Source organism: Sphingomonas sp. JC676 (assembly GCF_014489075.1).
GTDB lineage: Bacteria > Pseudomonadota > Alphaproteobacteria > Sphingomonadales > Sphingomonadaceae > Sphingomonas.
The window spans coordinates 349,758-372,445 of sequence record NZ_JACTGR010000002.1 but is presented as its reverse complement, the minus strand read 5'-3'; the positions used below and the strand labels follow the sequence as shown (position 1 = coordinate 372,445).

The window sequence follows — 22,688 nt, the reverse complement described above, 5'->3', positions numbered from 1 at the left end:
GGCGAAGGGGAGGGCGCTACCCAAGGGTAGCGCCCGCGCCCGTTATTCCGCCGCGATCTGGACGCCGTCGGTGTCGAAGCCAGGCTCGTCGGCCTTGAGTTCGACGTTCAGGCCCAGCGAGCGCATTTCCTTGACGAGCACGTTGAAGCTCTCGGGGATGCCGGCCTCGAACGTGTCGTCACCCTTGACGATCGCCTCATAGACCTTGGTGCGGCCGACCACGTCGTCGGACTTCACCGTCAGCATTTCCTGCAGCGTATAGGCAGCGCCGTACGCCTGCAGTGCCCAGACCTCCATCTCACCGAAGCGCTGACCACCGAACTGCGCCTTACCGCCCAGCGGCTGCTGGGTGACGAGGCTGTACGGCCCGATCGAACGCGCGTGGATCTTGTCGTCCACGAGATGGTGGAGCTTCAGCATGTAGATGATGCCCACGGTCACCTTGCGGTCGAACGTGTCGCCCGTGCGGCCGTCGAACAACACCGACTGACCCGACGTATGCAGGCCCGCCAGTTCCAGCATCTCCGACACGTCGGCTTCGCGCGCACCGTCGAACACCGGGGTCGCCATCGGCACACCGGGCTTCAGGTTGGTCGCCAGCTCGACGATCTGCTCGGCCGAACGCGCATCGATCTCGGCGAGATAGTGATCGCCGTAAACGACCTTGAGCCGCTCCTTGACCGCCTCGGGCATATCGCCGCCGGTCGCGTCGGGATTGGCTTCGCGCCAATCATCCAGCGCCTGGCTGATCTGCTTGCCCAGGCCGCGCGCGGCCCAGCCGAGATGGGTCTCGAAGATCTGACCGACATTCATGCGCGAAGGCACGCCCAGCGGGTTCAGCACCAGGTCGACCGGGGTACCGTCCTCTAGGAACGGCATGTCCTCGGCCGGCAGGATCCGGCTGATGACGCCCTTGTTGCCGTGACGGCCGGCCATCTTGTCGCCCGGCTGCAGCTTGCGCTTCACTGCGACGAAGACCTTCACCATCTTGAGCACGCCCGGCGGCAGCTCGTCGCCCCGCTCCAGCTTCTCGCGGCGATCGTGGAACTTCTCGGTGATGCGCTTCACGGCCTCGTCATACTGGCCCTTCACCGCTTCCAGGTTCGACTGCATCGCGTCGTCGGCAACGGCGAACTTCCACCACTCGTGGCGATCGACGCTGTCGAGAAGGTCGGCATCGATTTCCGAACCCTTCTTGATACCCTTGGGGGCACCGGTCGCGACCTGGCCGAGCAGCATCTCGCGAAGCCGCGACCAGGTGGCGCGGTTCAGGATGTTGCGCTCGTCGTCCGAGTCCTTCTTCAGGCGCTCGATCTCCTCGCGCTCGATCGCCATCGCGCGCTCGTCCTTGTCGATGCCGTGGCGATTGAAGACACGAACGTCGACGATCGTGCCGGCAACGCCCGGGGGCAGGCGCAGCGAGGTGTCGCGCACGTCCGAAGCCTTCTCGCCGAAGATGGCGCGGAGGAGCTTTTCCTCCGGCGTCATCGGCGATTCGCCCTTCGGGGTAATCTTGCCGACCAGGATGTCGCCCGGCTCCACTTCGGCGCCGATATAGACGATGCCGGCCTCGTCGAGGTTGCGCAGCGCTTCCTCGCCGACGTTCGGAATGTCGCGGGTGATGTCCTCGGGCCCGAGCTTGGTGTCGCGCGCCATCACTTCGAACTCGTCGATATGGATCGACGTGAACACGTCGTCCTTCACGATCCGCTCGGAGATCAGGATCGAGTCCTCATAGTTGTAGCCGTTCCAGGGCATGAACGCGACGAGCGCGTTGCGGCCCAGCGCCAGCTCGCCGAACTCGGTCGACGGGCCGTCGGCGATAATGTCGCCGGCGTTGACCACTTCGCCCACCTTCACCAGCGGACGCTGGTTGATGCAGGTCGACTGGTTCGAGCGCTGGAACTTCATCAGCGTGTAGATGTCGACGCCGCTTGCGGTGGCCTCGACCTCGCCCGACGCGCGGATGACGATACGGGTCGCATCGACCTGGTCGACGATGCCCGAACGGCGCGCGGCGATCGCCGCGCCAGAGTCACGGGCGACGGTCTCTTCCATGCCGGTGCCGACGAACGGAGCCTCGGCGCGCACCAGCGGCACGGCCTGACGCTGCATGTTCGATCCCATCAGCGCGCGGTTGGCGTCGTCGTTTTCCAGGAACGGAATGAGCGACGCGGCGACCGAGACGAGCTGCTTGGGGCTGACGTCCATCAGGGTGATCTGATCGGGCAGCGCCATCAGGAATTCGCCCGCCTGACGCGACGAGACCAGCTCCTCGGTGAAGCGGCTCTCGGCGTCGAGCTCGGCGGATGCCTGCGCGATCGTGTGCTTCGCCTCTTCCATCGCCGACAGATAGACGACGTCGTTGGTCACCTTGCCGTCGATGATGCGACGATAGGGCGTCTCGATGAAGCCATACTTGTTGACGCGGCTGAAGCTCGCCAGCGAATTGATCAGACCGATGTTCGGGCCTTCCGGCGTCTCGATCGGGCAGATGCGGCCATAGTGCGTCGGATGAACGTCGCGGACTTCGAAGCCCGCACGCTCACGCGTGAGACCGCCCGGCCCGAGCGCCGAGACGCGACGCTTGTGCGTCACTTCGGAGAGCGGGTTGGTCTGATCCATGAACTGCGACAGCTGCGACGAACCGAAGAACTCGCGAACCGCGGCAACGGCCGGCTTCGCGTTGATCAGGTCGTTCGGCATCACGGTCGACACGTCGACCGAGCTCATGCGCTCTTTCACGGCGCGCTCCATGCGGAGCAGGCCGACGCGGTACTGGTTCTCGAGCAGCTCGCCCACCGAACGCACGCGGCGGTTGCCGAGATTGTCGATGTCGTCGACTTCGCCCTTGCCGTCCTTCAGGTCGACAAGCGTCTTTACCACCGCGAGGATGTCCTCGGTGCGAAGCGTCGTGACGGTGTCCTCGGCGTCGAGGTCGAGGCGCATGTTGAGCTTGACGCGGCCCACGGCCGACAGGTCGTAGCGCTCGGGGTCGAAGAACAGGCCGCCGAACAGCGACTCCGCGGTCTCGAGCGTCGGCGGTTCGCCGGGGCGCATGACGCGGTAGATGTCGGACAGCGCCTGCTCGCGCTCCTCGGCCTTGTCGGCGACGAGCGTGTTGCGGATCCACGGACCGGTCGACATGTGATCGATGTCGAGCAGCTCGAGCCGTTCGATGCCGGCCTTGTCGAGCTTCTCGAGATTCTCGGACGAAACTTCGTCGCCCGCCTCGATATAGATCTCGCCGGTGGCTTCGTTGATCAGGTCATAGGCGCTGTAGCGGCCGAAAATCTCTTCGGTCGGGATCAGCAGCGTCTCGAGGCCGTCCTTCTGCGCCTTGTTGGCGGCGCGCGGGCTGATCTTCTGGCCGGCGGGGAACATCACTTCGCCCGACTTGGCGTCGACGATGTCGAACATCGGCTTCGCGCCGCGCCAATTCTCGGGCGCGAACGGGATCTGCCAGCCGTTCGGACCGCGGACGAAGGTCACGCGGTTGTAGAAATAGTTGAGGATGTCCTCGGAGTTCAGGCCGAGCGCATAGAGCAAGGTCGTCACCGGCAGCTTGCGCTTGCGGTCGATACGGACGTTGACGATGTCCTTGGCGTCGAACTCGAAGTCCAGCCACGAGCCGCGATACGGGATGACGCGGGCGGCGAAGAGATACTTGCCGCTGGCATGGGTCTTGCCGCGGTCATGATCGAACAACACGCCCGGCGAACGGTGCATCTGGCTGACGATGACGCGCTCGGTGCCGTTGATGAAGAAGGTGCCGTTGCCCGTCATCAGGGGCATGTCGCCCATATAGACGTCCTGCTCCTTGATATCGAGCACCGACCGGGCTTCCGTATCGGGATCGACCTCGAACACGATGAGGCGCAGCGTGACGCGCATCGGCGCCGCATAGGTGATGCCGCGCTGGCGGCACTCGTCGACGTCGAACTTCGGCGGCTCGAGCTCGTAGTTCACGAAGTCGAGCTCGGCGGTGCCGGCGAAGTCGCGGATCGGGAAGACCGAGCGGAGGGTCTTCTCCAGGCCGGAAACGTAGCCGATCGAGGGATCGCTGCGCAGGAACTGTTCGTAGGATTCGCGCTGAACCTCGATCAGGTTCGGCATCTGGACCACTTCGTGGATGTCGCCGAACACCTTGCGGATGCGGCGCTTTAGCGTGCCGTTACCCGCGCCCTCGATTGCTTTGGTTGCCATGTGTTTTTGTGCCTCGTCAGCCGTAATTCGCTGCCCCTATTCCGGGGCGGGACGCAGCAAAGGACGCAAAAAGGCCGCACGACTTCCTGGTTGGAATTCGGCAGCTCCTAGCGTCCTTATGAAACCGCAACTCCAATTCGATCGATGCGCTGCGCGACGACGCATCATTTCCCGAAGCTGTGGTGTGAACATGCCATCTAGGTATCGCGTAGGAACCTGTCAACGGCCCATGGAACCTTTTTGCCTTTGAAAAGTGCGAAGGATTTGCGGCTGAACAACGGGTTAACAGTGTCGTTCGTCGCTCGTTAACCTCGTCCTGCCGCACGCCTCGGGGCCTTTATCGGGTTCCAATCATTGAACCTGCGATATGATGCAGAAACCCAACATTCTTCGCCCCCGCGCCGCACTGTTGATCGGTGCCGCGATCATCGCAACCCCCGCCTTTGCGCAGGATCAGTCGGTCACGCCACCGCCGATTCTGACGACGCCGGCCCCGGCTCCGGCACCCGCCACCCCGGCGCGCGTGATCCAGGTCACGCCCTCGGCACCCGTGGTCCAGTCGGTCCCGTCGGTCGAGGACCAGCAGCGCGGCTCGAACGCGTCGGCTGCCCCCGCTGAGGCCGCGCCGGCACCTGCCCGCCGCACCACCAGCACCACGACGCGCCAGACGACCCGCGCCACTGCCCCGGTCCGCGCCACCGCGCCGGCCCGCACTGCAGCGCCCGCACCGGCTCCGGCCGCCGCTCCTGCGCCCGTCGCTCAGGCTCCGGTGACGCCGCCGGCACCTCCGCCGCAGGAGACCGCAGTGACTCCGCCCGCAGCCGAGCCGGCTCCGGCTCCCGTCGCCGAGGCGCCCGTCGTGGCGACCACCGAAACCACGCGTAGCACGGGCATTGCCTGGCCGTGGCTCGCCGGTGGCGTGCTGCTTGTCCTTGCCGGCCTCGCCGCGCTGCTCATGATGGGCCGCCGCCGTCGCAATGACGAGGAAGTGACCAGCTATGCCGAGCCGACCTATGTGGCGCCCGTCGATGTCGAGCCCGCACTCGACGAGGCCGTGCTCGTCTCGGCGCCCGAGCCGCGTGGTCGTCCGAAATATGTCCCCCCGGTCGCCACCGCTCCGGCTGCGCCGATTGCCGCTGCGCCGATTGCCGCTGCGCCGGTTGTCGCAGCGCCGATTGCCGCCGCTCCGGTCGCGGCCCCGGTCCGCGAGGCGGAAGTGACTCCGGTCGCCGAAGCCGTCGAGGCGCATGAGGAGATCGAGATCGCCCGCCCCGAGGAGCAAGATCTTGCCGGCGTCGCCGATGCCCATGCGCCGGTCGCCAATCGCCCGTGGCTTGAATTCGGTCTGCGCCCCGTCCGTGCCGGTACCAGCGAGGAAGAAGCGCTGGTCGATATCGAGCTGACCATCGGCAACTCCGGCGACACCGCTGCCAAAGACGTCCGCATCTCGGCCTTCATGCTCGCCGACGAAGACGCGGGCGAGATGGAGAAGCGGCTGACGGAGCATCGCGACGACGCCCATGTCCCGCCCGTCACGATCGCGGCCGGTGACGGCACCCGCGTCGACGCCCATCTCGCGATCCCCAAGGGCGAGCTCGGCCGCACCTTCAATCCGGTCGTCGTCGCCGAGGCCCGCTACACGCTGCCCGACGGCAGCGAGGGCCACACCCAGGCCGCGTTCAAGATCGGTCGCCCGGCGCCTTCGGAAGCAGGCGTGGGAGCGATCGGCGCCACTCGACCGCATATGGTCGAGAACCTCGAGGCAGAGCTGCTGGGTACACCCGAGCACGCCTGACCTTTTCGGGTCGTCGCGCTGGGGCCTGTCTTTCCGTAACGGAAAGACAGGCCCTTTCCTTTGCCCCGGATTTGGCTCTATCCACCGCGCTCCCTCGGTTGGAGCCAGGTCGCACATGAACAAGACGCTCGTTTCGCTGCTCGCAGGAACTGCTTTCCTCACCGCCGCCACTGCCAATGCTCAGCAGGCGCCGGCGCGAACGCCAGGCTTCAATGACATTCCGTCCAAGTTCCAGATCCCCGAGGATCGCAACGACTATATCCGCCGCGAAGTCATGATCCCGATGCGCGACGGCACCAAGCTGTTCACCGTGCTGATGATCCCCAAGGGCGCGAAGAATGCGCCGATCCTGCTCACCCGCACGCCCTATAACGCCACCGCCCGCGCGCGCCGGATGACCAGCCCGCAGATGATCTCGATGCTGCCCCAGGGCGACGAGGTCTTCGTCCAGGCCGGCTATATCCGCGTCTTCCAGGACGTCCGCGGCAAGAACGGGTCGGAGGGCGAATATGTCGTCACGCGCCCGCCGGTCGGCCCGCTCAATCCCACCCAGGTCGATCACACCACCGATGCGTGGGACACGATCGACTGGCTGGTGAAGAACACGCCCGAGAGCAACGGCAAGGTCGGCATGCTCGGCTCGTCGTACGAGGGTTTCACCGTGGTGATGGCGCTGCTCCATCCGCACCCCGCACTCAAGGTCGCCGCGCCCGAAAGCCCGATGGTCGACGGCTGGATGGGCGACGACTGGTTCCATCACGGCGCGTTCCGCCTGCCCAATATCGGCTGGATCTCGGGTATCACGGGCTACAAGGCCAGCGGCCCGACCCCGCCCGACGGCGGCTGGGACGATTATGACACGTTCCGCAAGGTCGGCTCGGCGGGCGATTGGGCGAAGAAGTACGGCTATGACCAGCTGCCCTTCTGGAACCGGCTGAGCCAGCACGTCACCTATGACGCCTTCTGGCAGGGGCAGGCGCTCGACAAATTGCTCGCCAAGAACCCCTCCAACGTGCCGACTTTGTGGGAGCAGGGGCTGTGGGATCACGAGGACATGTACGGCGCGATCCATGCCTTCGAGGAGCTCCAGAAGACGCCGCAGGCGAGCAACAACTTCCTGTTGATGGGGCCGTGGCGCCATTCGGGCTTCAACTATAACGGCTCGAAGCTAGGCGAGCTCGAGTTCGAGGGCGATACCGCGCTCCAGGCGCGCCGCGACATCCTGTTGCCCTTCTTCAACGCTTATCTGAAGGACGGCGCGCCCGCCTACACCCCACCCAAGGCGAGCATCTACAACACCGGCGAGAACCACTGGGACTTCCTCGACAAATGGCCGCTCGCGGGTCCGGACAACCTGACGCCGCTCTATTTGACCACCAATGAGGCCGCGGGCTTCGCCAAGCCGGGGGCAGGGCAGGACAGCTATGTCTCGGATCCGGCCAAGCCAGTGCCGCACCTGCCGCGCCCGATCAATTTCAGCGACGGCCGCTGGAGCACCTATCTCGTCACCGACCAGCGCTTCGTCGACGGCCGCCCCGATGTGCTCACTTACTCCACCGGCGTGCTGACCGAGCCGGTCCGCGTCTCGGGCGCGCCGCTGGCGGACATCTTCGCCAAGACGACGGGCACGGACGGCGATTTCGTGGTTAAGGTGATCGACGTCTATCCGGACGAGAACGCCACAAAGAAGGAGATGGGCGGTTTCCAGCTTCCCATCGCGATGGACATCTTCCGCGGCCGCTACCGCAGCTCGTTCGAGCACCCGACGCCGATCCCCGCGGGCAAGGTTCAGGAATATAAGTTCCGCCTGCCGACGGTGAACCACGTCTTCCTGCCGGGCCACAAGATCATGGTCCAGATCCAGTCGAGCCTGTTCCCGGTCTATGACCGCAACCCGCAGAAATATGTCGAGAACATCTTCTTCGCGAAGCCGGGAGATTATCAGAAGGCGACGGTCTCGATCGTTTATGGCGGTGCCCAGTCGAGCGCGGTGCTGCTGCCGGTAGTGCCGGTCGATCAGTCGGCGGCGAAGGCGAAGTAGTTCCGTGAAGAGAGGCGGGGGCGGCGTAAACCGCTCCCGCCATCTTCCCGACAGCTGCGCGCGTTTGTCGCGGCTGCCTCGAGATGTTCTTCCCGATTGCTTGGAGGGTTTCGAACGGGTTAAAGGGCTTTCTGCGCAAATGGGGGGCGGGGAATGTTCCGGAAAGCCGTTTTGACACTCGCACTGTGCGCGACGATGTCAGGCGCGGCCGCGGCAAAGGACCGCGAGCCGGAGGTCCTGACCCGCTCGGGCAAGTGGGTGGTCAATTACGATCCCGACGCCTGTCACTTGCTGGCGCAGTTCGGCAAGAACGATGACCCGGTAATTCTGCGCTTCACGCGCTACGAGCCCGGCGACAAATTCGATCTCTCCGTGCTGGGGAACAAGGTCCGCTCGTCCGACTATAAGGGCTCCGCCAAGATCAATTTCGGTCTGGGCACCTTCTCAGAAGGTGCGCTGAACGGCAACGCAGGCAAGCTTAAGGCGATGTTCTTCAGCTCGGTGCGCCTCGACGGCTGGGACCGCAAGTCGCCCAACGACGTGCCGCCCAAGGTCACGCCGGCCCAGGAAGCCTCTGTCACCGGCGTAACCCTCGCCATCCGGGGCAAGCGACCGTTCCGCCTCGAATTCGGCTCGCTCGCCAAGCCGATGGAGCAGATGCGCGCCTGTTCGGCCAATCTGGTGCGAAGCTGGGGATATGATCCGGCAGTGCAGCAGACGCTGCTCCGGCCGGCCAGTCCGATCACCGCGCCGGGCGAGTGGCTCGCCAGCAGTGATTATCCGATGGCCGCGCTGATGCAGGGGCATAATGGCCAGGTTCAGTTTCGCCTGGATGTCGATCCGAAGGGCGCAGTCGCCGGCTGCTATGTTCTCGCGCGCACCAGCCCGGACGATTTCGCCGATGTGACCTGTCGCGCGGTCAGTCGGCGCGCGAAGATGCAGCCCGCCCTCGATGCCGAGGGAAAACCGGTACGGTCCTTCTTCGTCACCAAGGTGCACTGGCTGGCGGGAGGCTAGAACGCTTCCCCGCGGAGCTCGCTCGGCAGCTGCCGCCCCAGGATTTCGAGCCGGGGCGCGATGCCCCGGCCCCCGGTTCGGCGGCGCCGATGCGCGGTTTCTCAGGCGATTGCGATCCGGCCAGCGCTACGACGGCGCATCGCCGCACCGGCGAAGCCGAAGCCGCCGATCATCGTCGCCCAGCTCGCCGGCTCGGGCACGCCGCCCGGATTCCCCACTGCGATCTGCTCGAAGATCACCCCGTCGATCAGCGGATCGTTGTTGCCGATGATCCCGAGTTCGTTGGTCGCCAGCAGCGTGAAGCTGATATTGGTCAGCGCGCCGGTCGCGATATAGTCGATCGTTGCGGTCTGGAACTGGCGCGCGAAGAAGCCCGCATTGGTCGCGGTCAGCGTATATTGCGTGACGGTGCCGCCAATGCCGACGCCGAGCACGGTTTCCAGTCCCGGACCATTTTCGTCCGAGAAACCGAAGGTCAGCCGATAGGTGTTGCCGATCGTCGTCGCGACGCTCTGGCCGATGCCCCAGCCGATCGCGCTGATGCCGTTGGTTCCGAGTCCACCGATCGTGTAGAAATTATCCCCTTCATAGGGCGTGAGACCGGGCCCGATCGCCGAATAGGGCACCACGCCGTTGGACGGGCCGATATTGGTCCAGCCGGTGGGCGTGACGAAGCCGCTGTCCGAATCCTCGAAGCCGCCATTGACGAGCAGGTTCTGCGCCTGGGCGGTGCTTGCGATTGCACAGCTGGCAAATGCGCCAATAATGATATTGGCGGCGATTGATTTGCGGAAAGACATTGCACGATCCCCTAAGAGTAGATGATGTAAATCACGCTCGGTGCAAAATATCTCCGGTCACCATAGTACGGCGTGAGGCGCATTGATGCCGGTGAACAACAGCTTCACCATGACCGGACTCGCGAAGGATTTGAATTAGACTGAGGTCTTAAGACCTCGACAGAAATCATTGTTGTGCCTATCCGGGACACCGACGGCGATCGAACCGAGGCCTATCGCTTCGCCGACCGCGCGGGCGTAAAACTACCCACTCGAGCTGGACCAGGGTTGATGCGGATGCTGCGATCGCCATGCACCTGCTGATCGTCGACGATCATCGTGTCGTCCGCGAGGGCGTTGCGGCGATGCTGATGCAGGGGTTCGGCGGCGCCACCCGTGTCCATCACGCTCCCGATCTGGCCGAGGCGCTGCGCATCGTCGCCGAAGAGCCCGAGATCGAAGTGGTGCTGCTCGATCTGTTCCTGCCGGGCGATGGCGGACCGAATGCGGGCTTTGCTGGGATCGAGGCGCTCGCCCGCGCCGCGCCGCATCTGCCGGTGGTGATCCTGTCCTCGTCTGAGGAACCGCGCGACGTGCGCCGCGCGCTGGCGAGCGGGGCGCTGGGCTATATCCCCAAATCGGCGGGTCCCGAGACCCTCACCGCCGCGCTCGATCTGGTGCTCAAGGGCGAGGTCTATGTGCCGCCGCTGATCCTCGAGGACGAGACCGCGCCGCGCTCGCGCAATCCCGCCATCGTCGCGGGGTTAACCGACCGGCAGGTCGAAGTGCTCGCGATGATCGTCCGCGGCCACTCCAACAAGCAGATCGCACGGACGATGCGGATCTCCGAGAAGACGGTGAAGGCGCATGTCACGGCGATCTTCAAAAGCTTCGGCGTGATCAACCGCACCCAGGCCGCGGCGATGGCGCGTTCATTGGGGCTCGCCTGATCCGGCCAGCTCGCGCTCGGCGGCGCGGATCAGATTGGCGATCGCGGCGCGCAGCCGGCCGCTGGGCACCGGCTTGTGGAGCAACAGGAAACCGCTCGCCTGGGCGGTCTCGATCCGGTCGGGTGCGGTGTCGCCGGTGATCAGCATCGCCGGCACGTCCACGCCGAGCGCCGCACGCAGGGCCGCGATCACGCCGATCCCGTCCACGCCGTCGCGCAGCCGATAGTCGCAGATCAGCAGCCTCGGCTGCTCGGTGAGCGCAGGAAGCCGTGCCTGCATCTCCGCCAGCGATCCGGCGACCTCGACGCGATAGCCCCAGCCGGTGAGGAGGATGGTCATCGCCTCCTGGATGCTCGGCTCGTCGTCGATCACCAAGACGAGGCCGCTCGCGCGCGTCGCCTCGCGGATGCTCGGTTCCAACGGGGGCGGGGCCTCGTCGGTCGCGACCAGCGATAGCGCGAAGCAACTGCCGATGCCGGGCCGAGACACGAGCGTCAGCGGCGCGTCGATCAATGCGGTGATCCGCCGCACGATCGCCAGCCCGAGCCCCAGCCCCTTGGCGCGATCGCGCTCGGGATTGTTGATCTGGTAATATTCCTCGAAGATCCGCTCCTGTTCGGCGGGATCGATGCCCGGCCCGGTGTCGTAAACCGCCAGCCGCAGCCCGCCGCCGCGGCGCACGCCGATCAGCACGCGGCCGCGCTCGGTGTGGCGCACGGCGTTGGCGATCAGGTTGCGCAACACCCGCTCGACCAGCACCGGATCGGTACGGACGATGCGCGATGTCGGCACGGTCTTCAGCGCGATGCCCTTGGCCACCGCCTCGACGGCATAGTCGCGGCCCAGCCGTGCGAGCAGCGGCCCGATCGCGACGGGTTGGATATGCGGCTGGACGACGCCGGCATCGAACTTGGAAATGTCGAGCAAAGCGGCGAACATGTCGTCGAGCGCACGCACCGATCGCGCGATATGATCGACCAGCAGCCGCGCCTCGCCGTCCATCTTGCGCGGCCCCAGCGCGCCGATAAACAGGCCCAGCGCGTGGATAGGCTGGCGCAGGTCGTGGCTGGCGGAGGCCAGGAAGCGCGACTTGGAGATATTGGCCTCCTCGGCGCGGTCCTTCTGCACCAACAAATCGTCGGCCAGCGCCTGGTTGGTGAAGCGCAGTCGCAGTGTGGCGAGGAACTGGTGGTGGTTCATCATCGCGACCGTCGGCATGCCGGCCAGATAGATCCACACCATTGCCTCGAGCAGCGCGCTCAGCGGGTGCGGATGGATCAGGAACAGCACGACATAAGGCGCCATCACCAGCGTGAAGAACACCCAGAACGGCTTGAGGTCGGTCGAATAAACATAGGCCGCGCCGGAGGCCATCGCGGTCGACAACAGGGTCACCACGAGCAGCCGGTCGTAATGGGCGCCGTCGGTGAGCACGAAGGCGCCGACGCACCAGGTCAGCCCCTCGAGCCCCGCCGCCAGTGTGAACAACCAGATCCAGCGTTGCGGTTCCGGCGCCTCGGCGCGCGCGAAGGCGTGGCACAGCCACAGATGGAACAGCACGCAGGCAGTCATCACTGCCATCCAGGGGGCTGCGATCGGCCACGCCACCCAGCCCTTGGCCGCGTAGACGGCGGCGACCAGGCACGCCGTCGCGCCCGAAAAGACCACGCCCACCGGCGCGTGGCGATAGAGGATCCGCGCCTGCTCGCGCGCAATCGGTTCGGGTATCGCGGCGATCGCCCCCATCCTCCCTTGGCCCGGCACCAGTCTACTTGGGTTGTGACCCCACGCAAGCGTCGTACGACCTTCGTCCATGGTGGCAGAAACAGGCTCTTCCCACCGCGGTGTAGCGGTGGAATAACCCACTACGACTCACCCCAAGGGAAGACCCATCCGATGCGAAAATGGAGCCTGGCGCTCGCGCTCGCCGCTACTGCCCTGTCTGCTCCCGGGCTGTCCGCCCCGGCGCTTGCCCAGGCCGCCAAGCCGGCCGCTGAGAAGCTGCATGTCGAGACGCAGTATTTCACGCTCGCCAACGGACTGAAGGTGGTGCTGGCGAAGGACAGCATCGCGCCTACGGTCACGGTCGGCGTCTATTACGGCATCGGCTTCCGCGTCGAGCCGAAGGAGCGCACCGGCTTCGCGCATTTGTTCGAGCATCTGATGTTCCAGGGCTCGAAGCACGCGCCCAAGGGCGTGTTCGACACTACGATCACCAATTCGGGCGGGGTCAACAACGGCTCGACCCGGTTCGATTTCACCAATTACTATGAGGTCGTCCCCTCCAGCGCGCTCGACCGGATGCTCTGGCTCGAGGCGGACCGGATGGCCAATCCGGTGATCGACGATGTCGTGCTCAAGAACCAGCAGGGCGTGGTCGGCAACGAGATCAAGGTCAATGTCCTCAACCAGCCCTACAGCACCTGGCCGTGGATCGACCTGCCGATGCTGGCGAACACCAACTGGTACAACAGCCATAATTTCTACGGCGACCTGGCCGAGGTCGAAGCCGCGACGGTGCCCGACGCCAAGTCCTTCTCGGAGGCATTCTACCGTCCGAGCAACGCCGTCCTCGTGGTCGCCGGCGACCTGGACTACGCCGCCACCCGCGCGACCATCGAGAAATATTTCGGCCCGATCGCCAGGAAGCCGGCAGTCGCCCAGCCCGACATCTCCGAGCCGCGCCAGACCGCGGAGAAGTTCAAGAGCCGCGTCGATGCGCTCGCGCCCAAGCCCGGTTTTGCCGCAGGTTATCACGTGCCCGCACGCGGCACGCCCGAATGGTATGCGATGGGGCTGATCGACCAGATGCTCGTCCAGGGCGACGACAGCCGCCTCTACCGCAAGCTCGTCCAGGAAACCGGCATTGCCGGCGAGATCGGTGGCGGGATCAATGCCGATCTCGGCAACATGTTCAACTATCGCGGGCCGATGCTGTGGAGCTTCAGCTTCACCCACGATCCCTCGCACTCTAAGGCGGAGATCACCAAGGCGGTCGACAGCGTGATCGAGAATCTGCGGACCAAGCCGGTGACCCAGGCCGAGCTCGCCCGCGCCCGCACCAAGCTGCGCTCCAGCCTTTACGGCGAGATCGACGGCGGCGGCCGCGTCGGGCTGGTCGATCTGCTCGCGGTCTATGCGCTGTTCGACAATGATCCCGATGCGATCAACCGGATCGAGGACGGCTTCGCCAAGGTGACGCCCGCGCTGATCCAGAAGACCGCGCAGGAATATCTGCGCTCCACCAATCGCTCGATCTACGTGATCGAGCCGGGTGCCGCCGCCGGCGCCGCCAAGCCCCAGGGAGGCAAGTGATGAAGCGCGCGCTCTTTCTCGCGGCGATCCTCGCCGCCACGCCCGCCATCGCGCAGGACAATTTCCCGCCGGCGCCGCCGATCCCGGAGCCCAAGCCGTTCAAGCTTCCCGCTACCGAGACCTACAGCCTGCCCAACGGCATGATGGTCACCTTGGTGCCCTATGGCGTCGCGCCCAAGGTCGTGATCTCGCTGCGCGTCCGCGCGGGTGAAGTCGCCGCGGGCGACAGGACCTGGCTCGCCGCCATGAATGCCGAGATGATGAAGGAAGGGGCGGCGGGGCGTTCCTCAAGCGATCTCGCCACCGCCGCGGCGGGCATGGGCGGCGATCTCGACGTATCGGCGGGGATGCAGACCACCGCGGTCTCGGTGAACGTCCTTTCGGAATATGCGCCGGCGGCGGTGTCGCTGGTGGGGGACGTGACGCTTCGCCCCAATCTTCCCGCGGGTGAACTCGCCCGCGTGAAGGCCAATCTCGGGCGGCGCCTCACCCAGGCGCTCGCGCAGCCCAGCACGCTCGCCGATGTCGCTTTGGGTCGCACCATCTATGGCCCGGACCACCCCTATGGCCGCCAGATCCCCAGCCAGGCCCAGCTCGCCGGCTACACGATCGCCGACATCAAGGCGTTCCACGACGGCCAGTTCGGCGCGAAGCGCGCGCATCTCTATATCGCCGGGCGGTTCGACGCGGCGGCGGTGAAGGCCGCGATCGCCAAGACCTTCGGCGGCTGGGCGGCCGGTCCCGAGCCGGTCAAGCTCGCGAGTCCGCATCAGCCTGGCCCCAAGGTGATCCTGATCGATCGCCCCGGCTCGCCGCAGACGACGCTCCGCCTCAGCTTCGATGCGCCGCTCGCCGGCACCTCCGCCGACATCCCGCAGCGCGTCACCAATTCGCTGCTCGGCGGTGCGTTCAGCTCGCGCATCACCACCAATATCCGCGAGGATAAGGGCTATACCTATTCGCCTTATTCGGACGTCGACTTCAGCCCCGACGACGCGCTGTGGACCTTCAACGCCGACGTGACGACCAACGTCACGGGCCCGGCGCTGGGCGAGGTGTTCAAGGAAATCCGCCGGATGCAGACCGAGCCGGTCGGCGCCGAGGAGTCCAAGGGCATCCGGACCTATATGGCGGGACTGTTCGCGATCTCGAACTCGACTTCGGGCGCGGTGGTCGGCACGCTTGCCACTCGCGACATTCTCGGCCTGCCGGCGAACTGGACCGACACCTATGTCCCCGCCGTGCTCGCGGTCACCCCCGAGCAGATGATGGCCGCGGCCAAGACCGACTATCCGATCGCGAAGGGCACTTTGGTCGTGGTCGGCGATCTCAAGACCGTCGTTCCGCAGCTCAAGGCCCTGCCCGAGCTATCGAACGTGTCGTTCCAGACGGTGACGGTTCCCTGAGCGCCAGAAGCGTGTCGCGCAGGCCCGGATAGAGCAGGTCGTTGCCCAGCCCGCTCAGATGGTCGCCGTCGAAGAAGAGCGGGCGGCCATCGGGCTGGGAGCGGCACGGGTCGCCGGGGCAAAGCAAAGGGAAAGGGTCCCAAACGCTGAGCGCCGGCTGTCGCGCGGCGAGGCGCTGCATCGCGGCGACCACCGCCGTCCGCCGTTCGAGCAGTTCCGCGCGCGGCTCGGTCAGCCCGCCGTGGCAGATCGGATTGCTCCGGTTGAACCAGTCCGAGCAGCGGAAGGCGGGGCTGCGGAACATCGGTTTGGGCGCCTCGATCACCACGCGCGCTCCCATCGCCGCGAACCGGTCGATCAGCGCCCCGGCCTCGGCCAGTGCGGCAGGCGCGACGCTATCGTCGTGCGGCCCCTCCAGGTCGTGGTCGCGCTCGAACTGGTTGACCAGCCGCGTCCCCCGAAGTCCTGGCAGGAATATCATGTCCCCCGGTCTTGCGGCCCGCCGGATGTCGTCGAGAACCGCCCGGTAATAACCCGCGCACTTGGCCCGCCCGGCCATTGTCTCGACGAGCTTCAGATAGGGGCAGCCCGGCTTGAAATAGCGCCGCACCGGCACCCCCAGCTCCGCCGCAAGCTGGCGAAGCAGCGGAGTATAGGCCAGCCCGTGCGAATCCGCGGGCATGAACAGCGCGAACCCGGCAGGCGCGCGGGTGCAGCCCGAGGGCGTCCAGCCGGTCCGTATGCCGCCGCCGACTCGGCCCACGGTCTCGGTCAGCGCGCAATGGCTCAGTCCCGGATCGAGCGGACGGCCAGGTTCGGCATGCCATGCCGCCCGATCGTGCGTGACACTCAGCGTCAGCCGGTCATGCGCCGCGATCAGCCCCTGTCCGCCGATCGCGGCGATCAGCGTTGCCGCCAGCGCGGCATTCACCACCCGCACGCGCGGCCAATCGGACATCGTGCGAAGGCCACGCAGCGGCCGCTCGACCAGCCAGTAGGAGAGGCATGCCAATATGACCGTCACTCCCAGCGCCGCCAGCGCGAGCGCCGGTGTATCGAGCCCGGTCGTCCAGCGGAACAGTACGAACACCGGCCAGTGCCACAGATAGAGCGAATAGGAGAGCAGCCCGACCCCGACGACCGCCCGGTTCCCCAGGACACGGCTGAGCCATGTCCCCCGCGCGGCACAGACCGACGCGATGACCGCGGCCGTGCCGAGCACCGAGGGCAAAGCGAGCGGAAAGGGGAAGGGGCCGCCTTCCGGGATCGCGAACCCAGCGCCGATCGCCAGTGCGCCGACCGCGGCCAGCAAACTGCCGCGCTGTTCCGCGCAGGGCCGCCACGTTGCGATCGTCAGGCACAGCAGCATTCCCGCTCCCAGCTCCCAGAAGCGGGTGAAGATCAGATAGAAAGCGAATTTCGGCGCGGCGAAGCTCAGCACCGCGCACAAGGCCAGCGAGCCCAGCGAGATCCCCGCGACGAACCGCACCGCGGCGCGTCCCTGATGCAGCCGCTGGTGCCAGTAGAGCAGGAACGGAAAGGCCAGGTAGAACTGCTCCTCCACGCCCAGCGACCAGGTGTGGGTGAACGGGTTGTACACCGCCTGCGGCCCGAAATAGCTGTCGGTATCGATCGCCAGCACCAGGTTGCTCAACCCGAAAAAGGCGAAGCGCCCGACCTGCGCCAGGCTGTCGCTCAGCCAGGCATCGGGGATGAAGAGCTGTCCGGCGAGCAGGGTCGTCAGCAGCATCGCCAGCAGCGCCGGCATGATCCGCATCAGCCGCCGTGCATAGAAATAGGCCGCGAACGCACCCAGGCTGTCGAATTGCCGCCCCATCAGCGATCCGGTGACGACGAAGCCCGAGATGACGAAGAAGATATCGACGCCGGTGAACCCGCCCGGCAGCGCCGGCGGCCAGAGGTGAAACAGCATCACCGATCCGACGGCGACTGCGCGCAGCCCGTCGATCGCAGGAATATAGCCAGGCCCCCGCCCGGGTTGTTGCCCCGTCATCGTCTCCCCCGGTCCGGCTCTAGGACAGGGCGGTTCATCGGGCAACGGCGGCATGTGCAGCCTGTGTTCACGTTCGGGATTTAGCCTGTCGGGGTGCAGCCAGGGAGGTATTGGATCCGGGGAATGATCTGCGCGACGGCGGTAACGCTGGCCGCGCCGATGGCGTTCGCCCAGCAGGATGCGCCTGCGCCTGCCCCCACGCCGTCTCCATCGCGCACGCCCGGCGTCTTCACGCTGCCCGGGGTCGTGCCCGAACGTTACAGCCTGCCCGGCGGCACCCCCGTGCCGGTATCGCCGCCCGCGACGACCGTCAGCCCCTCGCCGATAGCGATACCGACACCGTCGGCGGTCGCCCCTTCGCGGCGCATCGAAAGGCCCCGCGTCGAGCGGCGCCCCACCGTGCCCGAGCGTGCGATCGAGATTCCTGCGCCCGTACCGACGCCCACTGCCGCACCTACGCCAGCATCTGCCCCGCCGATCGCGACGCCCACGCCCGCCGCCGCACCGGCGCCCTTACCGCCAGCGGCGCAGCCGGCTATGCCGGGCTGGCTATGGATGCTCATCGGCGCCGCGGCGACGGCGATGTTGGGCGGTGCGGCCTGGCTGCTCCTGCGCCGCCGAGCCGAACCCATCGAGGAGGAGGAGGTGGTGTTCGCGGAGACCCTTCCGGTACCGCCGCCGCACGCATCGCCGCCGCCATTGACGCCACCGCCGCCGCCGCGCCCGGCTCCTGCACCGCCATCGCGGCTCCAGTCCCACCCCTTCGAGATCGGAATCCGCCCGGTCCGGATCGAGCTTGGCGAACGCGACGTGACGCTCGATTTCGAGCTCCTGATCGGCAGTCTCCAGTCGGATCCCGCCGAAGCCATCCGCCTCTCGCTTGCGATGATGAGCGCGAGTCCCGATCAGGACAATATCCTTGCCGGCTTCCACCGCGGTCCGCCCGGCGAGGTCGCGGGCGAGCCCTTTGATCTTGCACCCGGCAGCGGCGTCCGGATGCCGGTCCGCCTGTTGCTCGCACGCGACCGGATCCATGTCGTCGAGGTTCGCGGCCGGCCGATGTTCGTGGCGATGGCGCTGGTCGATCTGCGTTGGCGCTCGGGACTGAGCATCCGGCGCTATGGCGCGGATTTCATGCTCGGCGCGGCGGGGCAGGGCGACAGGATCGGCCCGATCTGGCTCGATCGCGGGTCACCGACGGGGCCGCTCGGCGCAACCCGTTACGTTCCCCGCGAGGCGGTCGCCGCATGATCTCCAGCGCGCGCCCGGCGGATATAAATTAGGTTTGGCGGGTTATGTAGCGTATCAGGCCTCGCTGCAGCCTGCAGCACTCGGGAAATGCACATCGAAACCCGTCTTATTATAGCTTATGCATTGATTGCGCTGCTGGCGGTTGCCGCGGTGGCGCTGGCGTATTTCATCCGCCACAACTCTCACGCACAAAAGACCATGCGTGATCGAAGAAGAGATCAGGCGAGGCGCGAAAAGCGGGCGCTGGAAAAATAGCCGGCGACTGGGCGGCGGCGAATCCTACACATTGGCGCTGTCGTAGAGTCCGACGAGCCGGTCTACGTCCGCTATCACCTGTTGCTGCTCGCGCAGCCAGCGCTCGGTAGCATCGTGCGTCGGCGTGCCGTCGCGTCCGTCGTGCAGCGTCGCGCCATGCTCGATCAGCCAGATCACGTCGCGTGCGCGGGTACGCTGGAGCCGAAGATGGGTCATCCACTGCTCCACAGTGTCGTGCGCTATGATTCTGTCCATATCGGATCCTTTAGTTCTATATGGGGAGCCGAACCCTGAATCGACAGGGGCGCATTTGCAGTAATTCGCCCGCGGCCTCTCCAAAACGAAAAGAGGCGGCCCGTTGCCGGACCGCCCCCTTTGTTCTCTGCCGCGAAGCAGAAGAAGCTTACTTGACCTCGACGGTCGCGCCGGCTTCCTCGAGCTGCTTCTTGATCTTGGCGGCTTCGTCCTTGTTCACGCCTTCCTTGACGGCCTTCGGAGCCGACTCGACCAGCGTCTTGGCTTCGGTCAGGCCCAGGCCGGTGATGGCGCGGACTTCCTTGATGACGTTGATCTTCTTGCCACCGTCGCCGGTGAGGATCACGTCGAACTCGGTCTGCTCTTCAGCAGCCGGGGCAGCGGCGCCACCGCCGGCAGCCGGAGCGGCCGCAACAGCAGCGGCGGCCGAGACGCCCCACTTCTCTTCGAGAAGCTTCGACAGCTCGGCGGCTTCGAGGACGGTCAGCTCGGACAGAGCGTCAACCAGCTTGTTCAGGTCAGCCATGATATACTCCAATCAAATCAATAGGTTTGGTAAAATAGGTCGCAGAAAGCCTTAAGCGGCTTCCTTCTCCGCATATGCCGAAAGAACACGCGCGATCTGCGCGGCCGGTGCCTGGGTGATGGTTGCGAGCTTGGTCGCCGGAGCCACGATGAGCCCCACGATCTTCGCACGCAGTTCATCCAGCGACGGCAGTGTCGCAAGCGCCTTCACGCCGTTCGCATCGAGCAGCTGTGTGCCCATTGCTCCGCCGACGATCTCGAGCTTGTCGTTCGTCTTGGCGAATTCCGCGATGATCTTGGCCGCAGCCACGGGATCGGCGGAAGTGGCGAGCGCCGTCGGACCGGTAAGCAGGTCCGTGAGCACCGAATAATCGGTGCCTTCGGCGGCAATCTTGGCAAGCTTGTTCTTCGAGACCTTATAGCTCGCACCGGCGTCGCGCATCTTGTTGCGGAGGTCCGTCGACTGCTTGACGGTCATCCCGAGATTGCGGGTGACAACCACCACGCCGACCTCGTTGAAGGTGCGATTCAGCTCGGCAACGGCATCAGCCTTCTGGGAACGATCCATGCCGGTCTCCTCATTCATGAAGTCCCCGCAAGGGGACTTCGGTTACGAAATGTCCGAGGGGCATGATCGTCGCGACCGGGATTACCGGCGTGACCCAAACGCCTGCACAAAGGGCAGGACGTCGGAAAAATCTGTCCCCGTCTTGGCGAGAAATTAAGACCGGCAGATCCCGGTCACTCGCTGTCTCGGACGGAACGCAAGCCCGGCGAACCAGGCGAGCGAAGGCGCGCAAATAGCGGCATATGCGCGAAAGTCAATCCGCGAAGGTAGCAGGCCACCTGCTACTCAACCGTCACCCCGGACTTGTTCCGGGGCCCACGGTGCCACCCGTGCTGCTCAAGAGGCTCCACCGTCTCGCCTCGACGAACGGTGGACCCAGGAACAGGTCCGGGGTGACGGAGATCGTCCGGCCTCCAAGGAAAATCGGGAGAAAACTGCGGAGCTTAGAAAGGCGAGCGTTCCAAGTGCGTTACGTCGTTACATCCCGGCTATATGTTGCTGCAGCTAGTTGGCCGGCAGCATTGCGACGATCGCGGCGGCCTTTGTCCGCTCGGGTGAATCATAAGCGCCCGCGACTACCGGGCGCAGCGCCTTGCGCGCGGCATCGGCATTGCCCCGCTGGGCGAGCGCCTCGGCGAGCAGGAGTCTCGGGCCGGGCGCTGCCGGGACGGTCTCCACTACCTTTTCCAGTCCTTCCACCGCCACGTCGGGCGGGGTTTCGCCGGCATCGGCGAAGCTGCGGTAATAAGCGAGCAGGGGCAGGGGGTTCTCGGTATCGGCGCGGTTGGCGCGGGCGATGATCGCGCGTGCGGCCTTCAGCCGCGCCTTGCGCTCGGCCGCCGGGCCCGCGATCGCCTGCTGGGTGAGCGCCACGCCCCTCCAGGTCAGCGCGTCGACATGTCCGGGCGCCAGGACCAATGCACGGTCTGCCGCCGTCAGGCACTGGGCGCTGTCGTCGCTGCGGCACTCCGCCTCGGCGAGCAGCAGCTGCGCCTCGACATTGGTCGGATAGCGCGCCGCGTCCTTGCGCAGATCGGCGAGCCATGTGTCGCGCGCCGCGATCGCGCGCCGGCGCGCGCGCTCGATATCGGCGGCGCGCTTGGGGTCGGTCCCCGGCGGCGCGGGCTCGGGCAGCTCCACGCGCGAGCCCAGCTCCAGCCGGCCTTTGAGGAACGCGGCCTGGCCCTTGGTCAGCTGGTGGACGATCGGCTCGGCGACGCGGTCCGGCGGATAGGTCAGGCGATCATACCAGACCTTGCGCTCGCCATAGCGGACGAAACCGCGCTGGAGTTCGTCCAAGTCGCCGAACGCCTGCACCGCCTGCTCTGGCGGCGCGCCGTTGGCGATCGCGCGCAGATAGGCGCGCAGCTGGCCCTGGCGCTCCTCGTCGACGAACAGCATGTGGGTCAGCGCCCAGGCATGGAACGGCGTCCAGCGGTCGGCGAAGCCCTTGTCGGTCAGCGCCTTGCCGGTCAGCACGTCCGCGACGCGGACGCTGTGGTAATGATCGAGTACACGGCGGATGCCCTCAGGCGGGCGGCCATATTCGAGCACGCCGTCCTCGCGCGCGACCAGGGTCGAGAACAGCTCGCCGAACCCGTCGACATACCAGCGCGGATAGGCGGCGGGGAAATAGGTGAGCAGGAAATGCTGGGCATAGCCGGCATAGATGCGCCCCTCGGCGGGCAGCGGCACGTCGACCGAATTGACCGACACTGCCAGCGGATCGCTCGCGCCGAAGCTCGTCGTCTGGCCGAGCGCCGCGGCGCTGGGCACGCCCCCGCCGCCCTGTTCCGTGGGGGTGGGCGGCACGGTCGCGGCGAGCACCGAACCGATGCTCGCAAGGCTCACCCCGGGTTCAAGCACCGCCTTCTGGTCGATCCGCGTGCTCGCCAGGATCGCGCCGTCCTCGCGCGGGTCGTAATAGCGGGTCACGGGGAAGGCGTCGGCGAAAGGGCCGGGCTTGGATCGCAGGTTGCGCAGGTCCATCGCGTCGAATTCGGCGCTGTCGCCCACCAGCGTGACGCGCAGCTTCACGGTCTCGTCGGGCTTGTCGATGCGATTGAGCAGGACGGACAGCAGGAAATGGAGCCGCTCGAGGTTGCGCGCGATGCGCACCAGCTCGCGCTCGCTGCCGTTGCTCAGCACGATGACATGGTCGGTCTCGGCCTCGCGCCAGTCGCTCGGCGCCTCGCGCGACCCACGCACGACGATCCCGCTATCCTGTTCCGCCGGAGCGGTCTGCGCCTGGGCTTCGAGCGGCAGCAGCGCGAGCAGGGGAAGCAACAAGCGACGCATTGGGCGCATCCTC

General features: G+C 66.2%; 16 protein-coding genes. 8 read left to right on the top strand and 8 right to left on the bottom strand.

Going from position 1 to position 22,688, the window contains the following annotated elements; genetic code table 11:
- Window positions 1–42: 42 nt before the first annotated feature.
- A complete protein-coding gene (gene rpoB, locus IAG41_RS08585; RefSeq protein WP_187728199.1) occupies window positions 43–4,206 on the bottom strand; it encodes a DNA-directed RNA polymerase subunit beta in 4,164 nt (1,387 codons plus the stop codon).
- A 367-nt stretch (window positions 4,207–4,573) separates the two neighbouring features.
- Here rpoB and IAG41_RS08580 point away from each other — a divergent pair, with 367 nt between their 5' ends.
- From IAG41_RS08580 to IAG41_RS08570, 3 genes are all read left to right on the top strand, one after another.
- On the top strand, window positions 4,574–6,001 hold the full coding sequence (locus tag IAG41_RS08580) for a hypothetical protein (RefSeq protein ID WP_187728198.1): 1,428 nt from the start codon (window positions 4,574–4,576) through the stop codon (window positions 5,999–6,001).
- Window positions 6,002–6,116: 115 nt separating this feature from the next.
- Window positions 6,117–8,042, top strand: coding sequence for a CocE/NonD family hydrolase (locus IAG41_RS08575; RefSeq protein ID WP_187728197.1), 1,926 nt, complete (start codon window positions 6,117–6,119; stop codon window positions 8,040–8,042).
- A gap of 171 nt (window positions 8,043–8,213) precedes the next feature.
- Window positions 8,214–9,059 (top strand): TonB family protein, encoded by an 846-nt coding sequence (locus IAG41_RS08570; protein ID WP_187728196.1) that lies wholly within the window; start codon window positions 8,214–8,216, stop codon window positions 9,057–9,059.
- Between the two features lie 101 nt (window positions 9,060–9,160).
- Here IAG41_RS08570 and IAG41_RS08565 read toward each other — a convergent pair whose 3' ends face one another.
- A complete protein-coding gene (locus tag IAG41_RS08565; RefSeq protein ID WP_187728195.1) occupies window positions 9,161–9,859 on the bottom strand; it encodes a PEPxxWA-CTERM sorting domain-containing protein in 699 nt (232 codons plus the stop codon).
- A gap of 290 nt (window positions 9,860–10,149) precedes the next feature.
- On the opposite strand from IAG41_RS08565, the gene IAG41_RS08560 reads away from it, so the two are divergent.
- A complete protein-coding gene (locus IAG41_RS08560; RefSeq protein WP_187728194.1) occupies window positions 10,150–10,788 on the top strand; it encodes a response regulator transcription factor in 639 nt (212 codons plus the stop codon).
- Here IAG41_RS08560 and IAG41_RS08555 read toward each other — a convergent pair.
- Window positions 10,771–12,534, bottom strand: coding sequence for an ATP-binding protein (locus tag IAG41_RS08555; RefSeq protein ID WP_187728193.1), 1,764 nt, complete (start codon window positions 12,532–12,534; stop codon window positions 10,771–10,773). The genes IAG41_RS08560 and IAG41_RS08555 overlap by 18 nt on opposite strands.
- A gap of 150 nt (window positions 12,535–12,684) precedes the next feature.
- On the opposite strand from IAG41_RS08555, the gene IAG41_RS08550 reads away from it, so the two are divergent.
- Window positions 12,685–14,103 (top strand): M16 family metallopeptidase, encoded by a 1,419-nt coding sequence (locus tag IAG41_RS08550; RefSeq protein ID WP_187728192.1) that lies wholly within the window; start codon window positions 12,685–12,687, stop codon window positions 14,101–14,103.
- A complete protein-coding gene (locus tag IAG41_RS08545) occupies window positions 14,103–15,509 on the top strand; it encodes a M16 family metallopeptidase (protein WP_187728191.1) in 1,407 nt (468 codons plus the stop codon). Before IAG41_RS08550 ends, IAG41_RS08545 begins: the two co-directional genes overlap by 1 nt.
- Here IAG41_RS08545 and IAG41_RS08540 read toward each other — a convergent pair.
- Window positions 15,454–17,523, bottom strand: coding sequence for an acyltransferase family protein (locus tag IAG41_RS08540; RefSeq protein WP_187728190.1), 2,070 nt, complete (start codon window positions 17,521–17,523; stop codon window positions 15,454–15,456). The genes IAG41_RS08545 and IAG41_RS08540 overlap by 56 nt on opposite strands.
- A 123-nt stretch (window positions 17,524–17,646) precedes the next feature.
- Between IAG41_RS08540 and IAG41_RS08535 the strand changes: the two genes are divergently transcribed.
- Together IAG41_RS08535 and IAG41_RS08530 are read left to right on the top strand one after the other, a co-directional pair.
- Entirely contained in the window at window positions 17,647–18,774 is a 1,128-nt protein-coding gene (locus IAG41_RS08535) for a hypothetical protein (RefSeq protein WP_187728189.1), read from the top strand.
- Window positions 18,775–18,861: 87 nt separating this feature from the next.
- A complete protein-coding gene (locus tag IAG41_RS08530; protein WP_187728188.1) occupies window positions 18,862–19,029 on the top strand; it encodes a hypothetical protein in 168 nt (55 codons plus the stop codon).
- A gap of 24 nt (window positions 19,030–19,053) precedes the next feature.
- Here the strand turns inward: IAG41_RS08530 and IAG41_RS08525 are convergent, their stop codons facing one another.
- From IAG41_RS08525 to IAG41_RS08510, 4 genes are all read right to left on the bottom strand, one after another.
- Complete coding sequence (locus tag IAG41_RS08525; RefSeq protein WP_187728187.1) at window positions 19,054–19,284, bottom strand: hypothetical protein; 231 nt, start codon at window positions 19,282–19,284, stop codon at window positions 19,054–19,056.
- A 148-nt stretch (window positions 19,285–19,432) separates the two neighbouring features.
- Window positions 19,433–19,810, bottom strand: coding sequence for a 50S ribosomal protein L7/L12 (rplL, locus tag IAG41_RS08520; RefSeq protein WP_187728186.1), 378 nt, complete (start codon window positions 19,808–19,810; stop codon window positions 19,433–19,435).
- A 51-nt stretch (window positions 19,811–19,861) separates the two neighbouring features.
- Window positions 19,862–20,377 carry a 50S ribosomal protein L10 gene (gene rplJ, locus IAG41_RS08515; RefSeq protein WP_187728185.1) on the bottom strand — a complete coding sequence of 172 codons (516 nt, stop codon included), beginning with the start codon at window positions 20,375–20,377 and terminating at the stop codon, window positions 19,862–19,864.
- 504 nt (window positions 20,378–20,881) lie between these two features.
- The gene (locus IAG41_RS08510) at window positions 20,882–22,675 is read right to left on the bottom strand and encodes a tetratricopeptide repeat protein (protein WP_187728184.1); all 1,794 of its coding nucleotides are present in this window, start codon (window positions 22,673–22,675) and stop codon (window positions 20,882–20,884) included.
- Window positions 22,676–22,688: the final 13 nt, after the last annotated feature.

Excerpts from the sequence above, each read along its gene's own strand:
- IAG41_RS08535 (WP_187728189.1), top strand. The coding sequence starts at position 17,647 with ATGATCTGCGCGACGGCGGTAACGCTGGCCGCGCCGATGGCGTTCGCC.
- IAG41_RS08555 (WP_187728193.1), bottom strand. The coding sequence starts at position 12,534 with ATGGGGGCGATCGCCGCGATACCCGAACCGATTGCGCGCGAGCAGGCG.
- IAG41_RS08565 (WP_187728195.1), bottom strand. The coding sequence starts at position 9,859 with ATGTCTTTCCGCAAATCAATCGCCGCCAATATCATTATTGGCGCATTT.
- IAG41_RS08575 (WP_187728197.1), top strand. The coding sequence starts at position 6,117 with ATGAACAAGACGCTCGTTTCGCTGCTCGCAGGAACTGCTTTCCTCACC.
- rpoB (WP_187728199.1), bottom strand. The coding sequence starts at position 4,206 with ATGGCAACCAAAGCAATCGAGGGCGCGGGTAACGGCACGCTAAAGCGC.
- IAG41_RS08545 (WP_187728191.1), top strand. The coding sequence starts at position 14,103 with ATGAAGCGCGCGCTCTTTCTCGCGGCGATCCTCGCCGCCACGCCCGCC.
- IAG41_RS08560 (WP_187728194.1), top strand. The coding sequence starts at position 10,150 with ATGCACCTGCTGATCGTCGACGATCATCGTGTCGTCCGCGAGGGCGTT.
- IAG41_RS08525 (WP_187728187.1), bottom strand. The coding sequence starts at position 19,284 with ATGGACAGAATCATAGCGCACGACACTGTGGAGCAGTGGATGACCCAT.
- rplJ (WP_187728185.1), bottom strand. The coding sequence starts at position 20,377 with ATGGATCGTTCCCAGAAGGCTGATGCCGTTGCCGAGCTGAATCGCACC.
- IAG41_RS08510 (WP_187728184.1), bottom strand. The coding sequence starts at position 22,675 with ATGCGTCGCTTGTTGCTTCCCCTGCTCGCGCTGCTGCCGCTCGAAGCC.
- IAG41_RS08580 (WP_187728198.1), top strand. The coding sequence starts at position 4,574 with ATGATGCAGAAACCCAACATTCTTCGCCCCCGCGCCGCACTGTTGATC.
- rplL (WP_187728186.1), bottom strand. The coding sequence starts at position 19,810 with ATGGCTGACCTGAACAAGCTGGTTGACGCTCTGTCCGAGCTGACCGTC.
- IAG41_RS08540 (WP_187728190.1), bottom strand. The coding sequence starts at position 17,523 with ATGACGGGGCAACAACCCGGGCGGGGGCCTGGCTATATTCCTGCGATC.
- IAG41_RS08550 (WP_187728192.1), top strand. The coding sequence starts at position 12,685 with ATGCGAAAATGGAGCCTGGCGCTCGCGCTCGCCGCTACTGCCCTGTCT.
- IAG41_RS08530 (WP_187728188.1), top strand. The coding sequence starts at position 18,862 with ATGCACATCGAAACCCGTCTTATTATAGCTTATGCATTGATTGCGCTG.